The 12,198-nt window shown below is 71.0% G+C and carries 8 protein-coding genes; 4 read left to right on the plus strand and 4 right to left on the minus strand.

Features of this window, described 5'->3' with window-relative positions:
* Window positions 1-57 precede the first annotated feature (57 nt).
* The 4 genes from GXP76_RS14035 to GXP76_RS14050 all read left to right on the plus strand — a co-directional run bounded on the left by GXP76_RS14035 (window position 58) and on the right by GXP76_RS14050 (window position 5,725).
* Window positions 58-354, plus strand: a complete 297-nt coding sequence (locus GXP76_RS14035; RefSeq protein ID WP_242571847.1) for a YtxH domain-containing protein — start codon at window positions 58-60, stop codon at window positions 352-354.
* A 79-nt stretch (window positions 355-433) separates the two neighbouring features.
* Window positions 434-1,885, plus strand: a complete 1,452-nt coding sequence (locus GXP76_RS14040; protein ID WP_242571848.1) for an FGGY family carbohydrate kinase — start codon at window positions 434-436, stop codon at window positions 1,883-1,885.
* Between the two features lie 172 nt (window positions 1,886-2,057).
* Window positions 2,058-3,791, plus strand: a complete 1,734-nt coding sequence (locus GXP76_RS14045) for an ABC transporter ATP-binding protein (protein ID WP_242571849.1) — start codon at window positions 2,058-2,060, stop codon at window positions 3,789-3,791.
* Window positions 3,791-5,725 (plus strand): ABC transporter ATP-binding protein, encoded by a 1,935-nt coding sequence (locus tag GXP76_RS14050; protein ID WP_242571850.1) that lies wholly within the window; start codon window positions 3,791-3,793, stop codon window positions 5,723-5,725. Before GXP76_RS14045 ends, GXP76_RS14050 begins: the two co-directional genes overlap by 1 nt.
* A 94-nt stretch (window positions 5,726-5,819) precedes the next feature.
* On the opposite strand, the gene GXP76_RS14055 is transcribed toward GXP76_RS14050, so the two are convergent.
* The 4 genes from GXP76_RS14055 to GXP76_RS14070 all read right to left on the minus strand — a co-directional run bounded on the left by GXP76_RS14055 (window position 5,820) and on the right by GXP76_RS14070 (window position 12,147).
* Window positions 5,820-7,067 carry a sigma-70 family RNA polymerase sigma factor gene (locus tag GXP76_RS14055; protein ID WP_242571851.1) on the minus strand — a complete coding sequence of 416 codons (1,248 nt, stop codon included), beginning with the start codon at window positions 7,065-7,067 and terminating at the stop codon, window positions 5,820-5,822.
* A 209-nt stretch (window positions 7,068-7,276) separates the two neighbouring features.
* A complete protein-coding gene (gene dnaG / locus GXP76_RS14060; RefSeq protein ID WP_242571852.1) occupies window positions 7,277-9,199 on the minus strand; it encodes a DNA primase in 1,923 nt (640 codons plus the stop codon).
* Window positions 9,200-9,289: 90 nt separating this feature from the next.
* Window positions 9,290-10,567, minus strand: a complete 1,278-nt coding sequence (locus tag GXP76_RS14065; RefSeq protein ID WP_242571853.1) for an FAD-dependent oxidoreductase — start codon at window positions 10,565-10,567, stop codon at window positions 9,290-9,292.
* Between the two features lie 212 nt (window positions 10,568-10,779).
* A complete protein-coding gene (locus GXP76_RS14070; protein WP_242571854.1) occupies window positions 10,780-12,147 on the minus strand; it encodes a deoxyguanosinetriphosphate triphosphohydrolase in 1,368 nt (455 codons plus the stop codon).
* Window positions 12,148-12,198: the final 51 nt, after the last annotated feature.

Genomic DNA, 12,198 nt, shown 5'->3' on the forward strand with positions numbered 1-12,198 from the left:
AGGCGGACGTCACGGCTCAAGGTCCGATGCCAACGAACTAACGAAGGGTGGCAGGCCATGCGGCGCCTCACGTTCATCGCGGGACTGGCTGTCGGTTACGTACTGGGAACCAGGGCCGGGCGCGAGCGCTACGAGCAGCTCAAGAAGTCCGCGAACCGGATCTCGCAGAACCCGGCCGTGCGCAACGCCGCCGAGACGGCGGCACTGTCCGGCCGTGAGTACGCGGGCAAGGCGTACCACTCGGTGAGCGACAAGGTCGGGGACAAGGTTCCCGGGTCCGTCGCCGACCGGGTCCGGTCGCTGCGCTCGCGGAACGGCAACGGCGAGGACGACTGGGGAACCACCAACACGTGACCCGCCGGGCGGCGGCGGTTCCCGGCACCGGACGGTGCCGGGAACCGCCGCCGCCTCGCGCGTGCGGCAGAATCGTGCCATGGGAATAGTCGCCGGGTTGGACAGTTCTTCGGGCTCCACACGCATCGTCGTGTGTGACGCGGACACGGGTGCCGTACTGCGGCAGGGATACGCGGTACATCCCGTCGAGGCCAAGGCCACCGAGGTCGATCCGCAGGCCTGGCTGCTGTCGCTCGGTGAGGCCGCGGGCGGCGGGGTGCTGGAGGGCGTGGAGGCCATCGGCGTCTCCGCACAGCAGCACGGGCTCGTGCCGCTGGATCAGTCGGGCAATCTCGTACGCCCCGCGCTGCTCGGCAACGACAAGCGCGCGCAGGTCGCCGCGGCCGATCTGATCGACGCGCTGGGCGGGCGGCAGGCCTGGGCGGAGGCCGTCGGGTCGGTGCCGCAGTCCGGTCAGCCCCTGGCGAAGCTGCGCTGGCTGGCGCGGAACGAGCCGGACGCGGCGCGGCGTACGGCGATGATCCTCCAGCCGCACGACTGGCTGGTGTGGCAGTTGCTCGGCCGGCCCGCCCGGCGGACGACGGACCGGGGCGCGGCGTCCGGTTCCGGCTTCTGGTCGGCCCGCACGGGTGCGTACCGGCCGGATCTGATGGAGCTCGCGCTGGGCCACCAGGCTGCGCTGCCGGAGGTGCTCGGCCCGGCCGAGGCCGCCGGGACCACCCCCGAGGGTCTGCTGATCTCCGCCGGTACGGGCGAGACCATGGCCGCCGCTTTCGGGCTCGGCGTCGGGATCGGGGACGCGGTCGTGTCGCTGGGCGCCTCCGGGTCGGTGATGACCGTGCACCACGAGGCGCTGGCGGACCCCTCCGGGATGATCACGTCGTTCGCCGACGCCACGGGGATGCATCTGCCGGTCGTCCACACGCTCAACGCGGTACGGGCCCTGCGCGGCACGGCGGAGCTGCTCGGGACCGAGGACCTGGACGAACTGTCGGCGCTGGCGCTCAAGTCCACGCCGGGCGCGTCCGGTCTGGTGTTCCTGCCGTATCTGGAGGGCGAGAAGACGCCGCATCTGCCGCACACGGCGGGCACGTTGACCGGTCTGCGGCGCGAGTCGATGAAGCCGGAGCATCTGGCGCGGGCCGCGTTCGAGGGCATGCTCTGCTCGCTGGCCGACGCGATGGACGTGGTGCGGGGGCGCGGGGTCGAGGTGCGGCGGGTGTTCCTGCTGGGGGCGGCGGCCGGGCTGCCCGCCGTACAGGCGGCCGCGCCGGGGATCTTCGGGGCGCAGGTCGTCGTGCCGGAGCCCGCCGAGTACGCGGCGCTGGGCGCGGCGCGGCAGGCCGCGTGGGCGCTGGGGGTGTCGAAGAACACGCTGTCCCCGCACAGCCCGCCCGACTGGCGGGGCGCGGAGGTACAGGTCTTCGAGCCGGGCGAGGAGGCGGCGGTGGGTGCGGCGGTGCGCCAGCAGTACACGTCGGCCCGCGATCACATCCACCCGGGCGCCTTCTCCGCCGCGCCGGGGGCTTAGGCGCGGAGGGCGAGGCAGAGGGAGAGGCGGGCAGCGGGGGCGGGGTTCAGGGGGTCTGCGGTACGACAGTCGTTCTTGACTCGTCCTTTGTGGAAAACCCTTGGGTTCCAGCGGCTGGAGTGTCGCAGGATGGGGTCCGACCCCCGATCTTGCCGAGCCCGAGAGACAGCACGTGCTGCTACGACTACTCAGAACCCATCTGGTCCCCTACAAGAGAGCCATCGGTCTGCTGGTGGTGCTCCAGCTGCTGCAGACGTGCGCCTCGCTCTATCTGCCCACCCTCAACGCCGACATCATCGACAACGGTGTCGTGACGGGGGACACGGGCTACATCATGGAGTTCGGCGCTCTCATGATCGCCGTCAGCGTCGTCCAGGTCCTCGGCCAGATAGGCGCGGTCTACTACGGCGCGCGCACCGCGTCGGCCCTCGGCCGTGACGTGCGGGCCGCGATCTTCGACCGGGTGCAGAGCTTCTCCGCCCGTGAGGTCGGCCAGTTCGGGGCGCCGTCGCTGATCACGCGTACCACCAACGACGTCCAGCAGGTACAGATGCTGGTGCTGATGTCGTTCACGCTCATGGTGTCGGCCCCGATCATGTGTGTCGGCGGCATCGTCATGGCGCTCGGCCAGGACGTGCCGCTGTCCGCGGTGCTGCTCGCCGTCGTGCCGGTCCTCGGCATCTCCGTGAGCCTGATCGTGAAGCGGATGCGCCCGCTGTTCCGCGCCATGCAGGAGCGGCTGGACACGGTGAACCGGGTGCTGCGTGAGCAGATCACCGGCAACAGGGTCATCCGGGCCTTCGTCCGCGACGAGTACGAGAAGAAGCGGTTCGGGGGCGCCAACACCGACCTCACCGAGATGCAGCTGGCGACCGGCCGGCTGATGTCACTGATGTTCCCGGTCGTGATGACGGTCATCAACGTGTCGTCCGTCGCCGTCGTCTGGTTCGGCGCGCACCGGATCGACAGCGGCGGGATGCAGATCGGCGCGCTGACGGCGTTCCTCGCGTATCTGATGCAGATCGTGATGGCCGTGATGATGGCCACCTTCATGTTCATGATGGTGCCGCGTGCCGAGGTGTGTGCCGAGCGCATCGAGGAGGTGCTGGACACCAGGTCGAGTGTCGTACCGCCCGAGGATCCGGTGCTGGTGCTGCGCCGGCACGGTCATCTGGAGGTGCGGGGCGCGGAGTTCCGTTACCCGGGGGCCGAGGAGCCGGTGCTGCGGGATGTGTCACTGACCGCCAGACCGGGCGAGACGACCGCCGTCATCGGCTCGACCGGCAGCGGCAAGTCGACACTGCTGGGGCTGGTTCCCCGGCTGGTCGACGCGACGGCCGGCGAGGTGCTGGTGGACGGGGAGAACGTACGCGGTCTCGATCCGGCGCTGCTGGCCAAGACGGTCGGTCTGGTGCCGCAGAAGCCGTATCTGTTCTCGGGAACGGTGGCGACGAACCTGCGGTACGGGAATCCGGACGCGACCGACGAGGAGCTGTGGCACGCGCTGGACGTGGCGCAGGCCAAGGAGTTCGTCACCGCTCTGGAGGGCGGGCTGGACGCGCCCGTGGCCCAGGGCGGCACGAACGTCTCCGGCGGGCAGCGCCAGCGCCTCGCGATCGCGCGCACGCTGGTGCAGCGGCCCGAGATCTATCTCTTCGACGACTCGTTCTCCGCGCTGGACTACGCGACGGACGCGGCACTGCGCGCGGCTCTCGCGCGCGAGACCGCCGAGGCGACGGTGGTGATCGTCGCCCAGCGGGTGTCGACCATCCGCGAGGCCGACCGGATCATCGTCATGGACGAGGGCCGGGTGGTCGGTGAGGGGCGCCATCACGAGCTGATGGCCGGGAACGAGACGTACCGGGAGATCGTGCTCTCCCAGCTGACCGAGGCGGAGGCGGCCTGATGAGCGGTCCTGGCGGACGCATGATGGCGGCCGGCGCGGGTTCCCCCTCGCAGCGGTCGATGGACTTCAAGGGATCGAGCAAGCGGCTGCTGCGGCAGCTCGCGCGCGAGAAGGTCACCCTGTGGTGGACGGTCGCCGCGGGTGTGCTGAGCGTGGCCGCCTCGGTGGTCGGCCCGAAGATCCTCGGCTCGGCGACCGACCTGATCTTCGCGGGGGTCGTCGGCCGTCAGACAGCGGGGGGTTCGGACAAGGAGGAGACGGTCTCGCGGCTCCGGGAGGAGGGCGAGGGCGGGCTCGCCGACCTGCTCTCCGGGGTGGACTTCACACCGGGGCAGGGCATCGACTTCGACGCGGTCGGCCGGGTCCTGCTGGTGGCGCTTGCCGTGTACGTCGCGGCCGGGCTGCTGATGCTGGTCTCGACGCGGCTGTCGATCCGGGTCATCAACCTCACCGTCTACCGGATGCGCGAGGACGTGCAGGACAAGCTGGCGCGGCTGCCGCTGTCGTACTTCGACCGCCAGCAGCGCGGTGAGGTGCTGAGCCGGGCGACGAACGACGTCGACAACGTCTCGCAGACGCTCCAGCAGACGATGGGCCAGCTCATCAACTCCCTGCTGACGATCGTCGGCGTCCTCGGCATGATGCTGTGGATCTCGCCGCTGCTGGCGCTGGTCGCGCTGGTGACCGTGCCGCTGTCGGTGCTGGTGGCGACGAAGATCGGCAAGCGCTCGCAGCCGCACTTCGTACAGCAGTGGAAGTCGACGGGCACCCTGAACGCCCATGTCGAGGAGATGTACACGGGGCACGCCCTGGTGAAGGTCTTCGGGCGGCAGGACGAGTCGGCCCGGGCGTTCGAGGAACAGAACGAGGCGCTGTACGAGGCCGGGTTCAAGGCGCAGTTCAACAGCGGTGTCATGCAGCCGCTGATGTTCTTCATCTCCAACCTCAACTATGTGCTGGTGGCGGTCGTCGGCGGGCTGCGGGTCGCGTCGGGCACACTGTCGATCGGCGACGTGCAGGCGTTCATCCAGTACTCGCGCCAGTTCTCGATGCCGCTGACGCAGGTGGCGTCGATGGCCAACCTCGTCCAGTCCGGGGTCGCGTCCGCCGAGCGGATCTTCGAGCTGCTGGACGCGGACGAGCAGGAGAAGGACGCCCCCTCGGCCGCGCGCCCGCACGAGCTGCGGGGACGGGTGGCGCTGGACGGCGTGGCGTTCCGCTACGAGCCGGACAAGCCCCTCATCGAGGACCTGTCGCTGTCGGTGGAGCCGGGCCAGACGGTCGCGATCGTCGGCCCGACGGGCGCGGGGAAGACCACGCTGGTCAATCTGCTGATGCGGTTCTACGAGGTGACGGCCGGCCGGATCAGTCTGGACGACATCGACATCGCCACCATGTCGCGGGAGGATCTGCGCTCGCGAATAGGAATGGTCCTCCAGGACACGTGGCTGTTCGGCGGCACGATCGCGGAGAACATCGCGTACGGCGCGGCGCGCGAGGTCACGCGCGAGGAGATCGAGGAGGCGGCGCGGGCGGCCCACGCGGACCGTTTCATCCGCACGCTGCCCGACGGCTACGAGACCGTGATCGACGACGAGGGGTCGGGCGTCAGCGCGGGCGAGAAGCAGCTCATCACGATCGCGCGGGCGTTCCTGTCCGATCCGGTGATCCTGGTGCTGGACGAGGCGACCAGCTCGGTGGACACCCGTACCGAGGTGCTGATCCAGAAGGCGATGGCCCGGCTGGCGCACGGGCGGACGAGCTTCGTGATCGCGCACCGGCTGTCCACGATCCGGGACGCGGACGTGATCCTGGTGATGGAGAACGGCTCGATCGTCGAACAGGGCACGCACGAGGGGCTGTTGGCGGCACGGGGCGCGTACGCGCGGCTGTACGCGGCGCAGTTCGCGCAGGCGGTCGCCGAGGTGGACTAGTCCGTGTCCCACCGGGCCCGGGCCCGGTCGGTCGGCCGGTCGGCCGGTCGGGCCTCGGTCGCCGGACGGGCTCGAAGCCCGTCCGGCATCGCCTTCAGTCGAGGTAGCCGCGCAGTTGGTCCGCGAAGGCGTGGTCGCGGAGTTTGTTCAGGGTCTTGGACTCGATCTGCCGGATCCGCTCGCGCGTCACACCGAAGATCCGGCCGATCTCCTCCAGTGTGCGCGGGCGGCCGTCCGCCAGGCCGTAACGGAGCTGGACGACCTTGCGTTCGCGCTCGCCGAGCGTGGAGAGGACCGCCTCCAGGTGCTCGCGGAGCAGCAGGAACGCCGCCGATTCGACGGGTGAGGCGGCGTCGCCGTCCTCGATGAGGTCACCGAAGGCGACGTCGTCCTCCTCCCCCACCGGCGCGTGCAGCGAGACGGGTTCCTGGGCGAGCCTCAGGACCTCGCCGACGCGTTCGGCGGTCAACTCCAGCTGGCCGGCGACCTCTTCGTGGGTCGGTTCGTAGCCGCGCTCCTGGAGCATGCGGCGCTGGACGCGGACGACGCGGTTGATCAGCTCGACCACGTGGACCGGGACGCGGATGGTACGGGCCTGGTCGGCCAGCGCGCGGGACATCGCCTGGCGGATCCACCAGGTCGCGTACGTCGAGAACTTGTAGCCGCGTGCGTAGTCGAACTTCTCCACGGCCCTGATCAGGCCGAGGTTCCCCTCCTGGACGAGGTCGAGCATCGTCAGTCCGCGGCCGACATAGCGTTTGGCGACGGAGACGACGAGTCTCAGGTTCGCCTCGATGAGCCGTCTCTTGGCCATCCGGCCGCGCACGACGAGCCGGTCGAGATCGAGGGCAAGCTGGGAGTCCAGGTCGGGCGTGGAGCCCAGCTTCTCCTCGGCGAAGAGACCGGCCTCGACGCGGCGCGCGAGGTCCACCTCCTCGACGGCGGTGAGCAGTTGGATCCGCCCGATCTCCCGCAGATACTGCCGGAAGAGGTCGGACGTCGGCCCGCCGCTGTCGGCCCTGGACCGCGGGCCGCGCTCCGGGGCCTCGGGAACGTCCACCGGGTCCTCGGTGAGGGTCTCCGGGGCGGATTCGGGGACCGCCTCGGGGTGGTGCGCGGCGCGGCTCTGTGGTGGAACCGCCGACACCAGGTCGGTCTCGTTCAGGGTCTGGGTCTGGGTCTGCACGGGGGCGGCCTCCAGGGTGATCGCTGCCGGATCGGGGGCGTGCGGCAGCGGGACGTGGGCGGCCGGGCCGCCGTCAGTCCCGTACACGATGAGCGGATCCGCGGGGGTGAGTGGCCCACCGTGGGTGGACCGGCCGCGCTCCGAGAACACAGGCACCGCTGTCCAGTGTGGGGTACAGCACACTGCCGCCACGAGGGGCGTGCGAGGACTTTCTGAGTCCCGTGCGTAACCGGTCGGTTACCGAAGTATGTTTAAAACGGCGGGAGTTGGGACCGGTGGGACGGAAGTGGCAACGAGACGACGGCCCGGGGCCCGCCGGGCGGGCGGTTCGCCCCCAGTCGCCGGCCGGGCCGGTCTCGCGGGCGTCAGAGCGCCGCCGCGCCGTTGTTGCGCAGGGACTGGCGGTACTGCTGGAGCACCCACAGCTCGTTCTGCACCGCCTGGTGACGTTCGGCGTCCGCGCCCGTGCCGAGGCGGGCCAGGGTGCTCGTCACGTCGTGGATGCGGAGGTCGACGGCCCGCAGCCGGACCCGTACCAGTTGCTCCCCCGCGTACGCCTCGTCGATCGTCTTGCCGTGGAACACCTCCACCGCCAGCTCCGTGACCAGCGCGCGCACCGCGTCGTTCGGCGCGGCCTCGCGGACCCCGGAGAGATACTCGGGTGCCGAGACGATGCCCTGTTCGGCGCCGCCCGCGTCCTCGACGGCGCGGCGGACGGCGGCGTACGGCGGGGCGGTGAACTCGTCCACGCCGTAGGCGTCGAAGGCCGGGGAGACCAGTTCGGGGCGCTGGAGGGCGAGCTTCAGCAGTTCGCGCTCGGTGCGGTGGGCCGGGCTGCGCAGGTTGAGCGCGGGGCCGGAGAGGGCCGGGGAAGGGCCGGAGTCGTACGAGCCCTGCGGGCCGTTCGCGCGGCCCCCGCGGCCGTCCGCCGGGCCCGCGGGCCCGCGCCCGCCCCGGTCACGGGCCCAACGGGCCATCTGTGCCACACGTTTGACCACGAACTGGGTGTCGAGGATGCCGAGGATGCCGGCGAGCTGTACGGCGACCTCGTGCTGCGACGCGCCGTTCTTGATCCGGGCGACGATGGGGCCCGCCTCGTCCAGCGCGGACGCGCGGCCCGCCGGGGTCTCCAGGTCGTACCGGGACACGATCTGGCGGATCGCGAACTCGAAGAGCGGCGTGCGCGGTTCCACCAGGTCCTGGACCGCCGCGTCGCCCTTGCTGAGCCGCAGCTCGCACGGGTCCATGCCGTCGGGCGCGATCGCGATGTACGTCTCGGCGGCGAACTTCTGGTCGTCCTCGAAGGCGCGCAGCGCCGCCTTCTGGCCCGCCGCGTCACCGTCGAAGGTGAAGATCACCCGCGCGCTGCCGTTGTCCATCAGCAGCCTGCGCAGGATCTTGATGTGGTCGGTGCCGAACGCCGTGCCGCAGGTGGCGATGGCGGTGGTGATCCCCGCCAGGTGGCAGGCCATCACGTCCGTGTAGCCCTCGACCACCACCGCGCGGCTGGCCTTGGCGATGTCCTTCTTCGCCAGGTCCACCCCGTACAGCACCTGCGACTTCTTGTAGATCGCCGTCTCGGGGGTGTTCAGATACTTCGGCCCGTTGTCGTCGTCGCGCAGCTTGCGGGCGCCGAAGCCGACGACCTCGCCCGAGATGTCCCGGATGGGCCACATCAGCCGGCCCCGGAACCGGTCGATCGGGCCCCGGCGGCCGTCCTGGGAGAGCCCGGCGAGCAGCAGTTCCTTGTCGGTGAAGCCCTTCCCGCGCAGGAAGCGGGTCAGATGGTCCCAGCCCGCCGGGCTGTAACCCACCCCGAAGTGCTCGGCCGCCGCCTGGTCGAAGCCTCTCTCGGCCAGGAACTTCCGGCCGATCTCGGCCTCTTCACTGCCGAGCCGCTCCACATAGAACTCGGCCGCCGCCTTGTGCGCCTCCACCAGCCGGATGCGCTCGCCCCGCTGGTGGGAGGGGTTGTAGCCGCCTTCCTCGTAGCGCAGCGTGATGCCCGCCTTGGCGGCGAGGCGTTCGACCGTCTCCGAGAACGAGAGATGGTCGATCTTCATCACGAAGGCGATGGTGTCCCCGCCCTCCTGGCAGCCGAAGCAGTGGAAGAGACCCTTGCTCGGACTGACCTGGAAGGAGGGGGACTTCTCGTCGTGGAAGGGGCAGAGCCCCTTCAGGTTTCCGCCGCCGGCCGGGCGCAGTTGCAGGTACTCGGACACGACGGTGTCGATCGGGACCGCGTCCCGAACCACCTTCACGTCGTCATCGTTGATCCTGCCTGCCACGCGAGAATTCTACGGGGACGCACCGACACTCCCTCACGCCCGGTCCGCGGACCGGCGGCGCGGCGGCCGGGTCGCGGGTGCCAGGGCCGGTCAGGTGCCGAGCGTGTCCAGCGGCACCGTCGGGTCGGCCAGCGCGTCGAGGTCCTGGCGGGCGCCGGAGCGGATGAGCCGCTGGATGTCGCCGGTGACGTCCCACACGTTGACGTTCATCCCGGCGAGCACCCGGCGGTCCTTGAGCCAGTAGGCGATGAACTCCCGCTTCCCGGCGTCGCCGCGCACCACCACCTGGTCGTAGCTGCCGGGCGGCGCCCAGCCCGAGTACTCCAGGCCCAGGTCGTACTGGTCGGAGAAGAAGTACGGGAGCCGGTCGTACGTCACGTCCTGGCCGAGCATCGAGCGGGCGGCGGCGGGGCCGCCGTTGAGCGCGTTGGCCCAGTGCTCGACGCGCAGCCGGTCCACCGGCAGTTCGGTGCCGGGCAGCGAGAAGGGGACGGAGGCCACGTCGCCGGCCGCGTAGATGTCCGGGTCCGAGGTGCGCAGCGCGAGGTCGACGGCGATGCCGCCGCCGTGCTCGCGCCCCACCAGGTCGAGTCCGGCCGCCTCGGCGAGACCCGTGCGGGGCGCGGCGCCGATCGCGGCGAGCACGTCGTGCGCCATGTGCTCCTCGCCGTCGTCCGTACGGACGGAGAGGACCATGCCGTCCTGGCCGACGATCTCGGTGAGCCGGGCGCCGAAGTGGAACCGTACGCCGTGCTCGCCGTGCAGTTCGGTGAAGAACTGTCCCAGCTCCGGGCCGATGACCTGGTGCAGGGGCGTCGGGTGCGGCTCTACGACGGTGACCTCGGCGCCGTACCCGCGGGCGGCGGCGGCGACCTCCAGGCCGATCCAGCCACCGCCTGCGATGACGAGATGGCCGTTGTCGCGGCCGAGGGAGGTGAGGACGTGGCGCAGCCGGTCGGAGTGGGCGAGCCTGCGCAGATGGTGGACGCCGGCGAGGTCGGTGCCGGGGATGTCGAGGCGGCGCGGTTCGGAGCCGGTGGTCAGGAGCAGTTTGTCGTAGCGCACGGAGGTGCCGTCGCCGAGGTGGACGCACCGGGTGTCGCGGTCGATCCCGGTGACCGTCTGCCCGAGGTGGAGCTCCACGTGGTGCCGGGCGTACCAGGCGGGTTCGTGGACGAAGACGCTGTCGCGTTCCTTCGTACCCAGGAGGAAGCCCTTGGACAGCGGGGGGCGTTCGTAGGGGTGGTCTCCCTCGTCCCCGATGACGATCACTCGGCCGGTGAATCCGTCGGAACGCAGGGTTTCCGCGGCCTTCGCCCCGGCCAGCCCACCACCGACGATGACGAATGTCCGATGTGCGTCGACCACTTGATGCCTCCTCGTTGTGCTGCCGCCATCTGTGAGCGTCCCGCACGGAGCGTGATGGCGAAAGAGGGGAGGCTCCACGGGCATGGTTCCGGCTTGATGTGGCTACCTTGCTACACGCGTCATCCCCATGACGGGGCGGCTCGGCCGCTTCGGCCGTTGGCTGAATATGACGGGTGCGGGATGCGGGGAGCCCTGGTGGCGGGCCGTCGCGGTCAGGTGCGGCCCGTGAGCGCCGTGTGGAGGGTGCGCGCCGCGGCGTCCGTGAGGGAGGCGATCTGGTCGACGACGACGCGCTTGCGGGCGCGGTCGTCGGACGCCGTCTCGAAGAGAGCGCGGAACTGCGGGTCCAGCCCCTCGGGCGCGCGGGCCGTCAGAGTCCGGGCGAGTTCGGCCAGGACGATGCGCTGGTCCGCGCGGAGGGATTCCTGGTCGGCGCGCTGCATCACATAGCGGTGGGCGACGGCCTTGAGTACGGCGCACTCGTCGCGCGCCTCGCGCGGGACGACCAGCGAGGCGCCGTACCGGGTGAGCCGGCCGGTGCCGTACTCCGCCCGGGTCGCGCCTTCGGCGGCGAGACAGAAACGGCCGATGAGCTGGCTGGTGGCGTCCTTGAGCCGGGCCTGGGCGACGGCCGTCCCGTCGTAGCCGTGCGGCCACCACTCCTGGGCCATGAGGCGGTCGAGCGCGGCGGCGAGCTGGTCCGGGTCGGTGCCGTGCGGGACGTAGCGGCCGATCGCGACCGCCCAGATCTCGTCGCGTTCGGGCGCGGAGAGCAGCGCCCCGGGGTCGACGTGGCCGGCGTGCAGGCCGTCCTCGAAGTCGTGGACGGAGTACGCGACGTCGTCGGCCCAGTCCATGACCTGGGCCTCGAAGCAGGTGCGGTTCGGCGGCGCGCCGCGCCTGGCCCATTCGAAGACCGGCAGGTCGTCCTCGTACACGCCGAACTTCACCGAGTCCGGGTCGGTGGGGTGGGCGCCCTGCGGCCAGGGGTACTTCGTCGCGGCGTCCAGGACGGCGCGGGTCAGGTTGAGGCCGACGCTGACGAGTCGGGCACCCCCGCCGGCCGCCGCCTCGGCCTCGGCCGCCGCCTCGGCCCGGGGCGTGCTGATCTCGGGGGTCACCGAGTCGGCGCTGACGAAGCGCTTGGGTTCGATACGGGTGAGCAGCCGCAGCGACTGGGCGTTGCCCTCGAAGCCGCCGCAGTCCTTGGCGAACTCGTTCAGCACCTGTTCGCCGTTGTGGCCGAACGGCGGATGGCCCATGTCGTGCGAGAGGCACGCCGTCTCCACGAGGTCCGGGTCGCAGCCGAGCGCGGCGCCGAGTTCGCGGCCGACCTGGGCGCACTCCAGGGAGTGGGTCAGCCGGGTGCGCGGGCTGGCGTCCCACTCCTGGCTCTGCGAGCCGGGTGTCACCACCTGGGTCTTGCCGGCGAGACGGCGCAGGGCTGAGGAGTGCAGGACGCGTGCGCGGTCGCGCTGAAAGGCGGTGCGGCCGGGGCGCTTGTCGGGCTCGGCCGAGAAGCGCCGGGTGTCCGCCTCGTCGTAGGGGCTGCCGTCGTGAGGTGCGGTGATGCCTTCCATGGGACGAAGGTAACCGGCTCGGTGGTGGGCTGGGTCCGCGCCTCCTCGTAG

Origin of the sequence: Streptomyces sp. NP-1717 (assembly GCF_022695985.1) — a bacterium.
Classification (GTDB): domain Bacteria; phylum Actinomycetota; class Actinomycetes; order Streptomycetales; family Streptomycetaceae; genus Streptomyces.

Coding starts and splice junctions, on each gene's coding strand:
- GXP76_RS14070 (WP_242571854.1), bottom strand. CDS start 12,147: ATGGAAGGCATCACCGCACCTCACGACGGCAGCCCCTACGACGAGGCG.
- GXP76_RS14040 (WP_242571848.1), top strand. CDS start 434: ATGGGAATAGTCGCCGGGTTGGACAGTTCTTCGGGCTCCACACGCATC.
- GXP76_RS14035 (WP_242571847.1), top strand. CDS start 58: ATGCGGCGCCTCACGTTCATCGCGGGACTGGCTGTCGGTTACGTACTG.
- GXP76_RS14050 (WP_242571850.1), top strand. CDS start 3,791: ATGAGCGGTCCTGGCGGACGCATGATGGCGGCCGGCGCGGGTTCCCCC.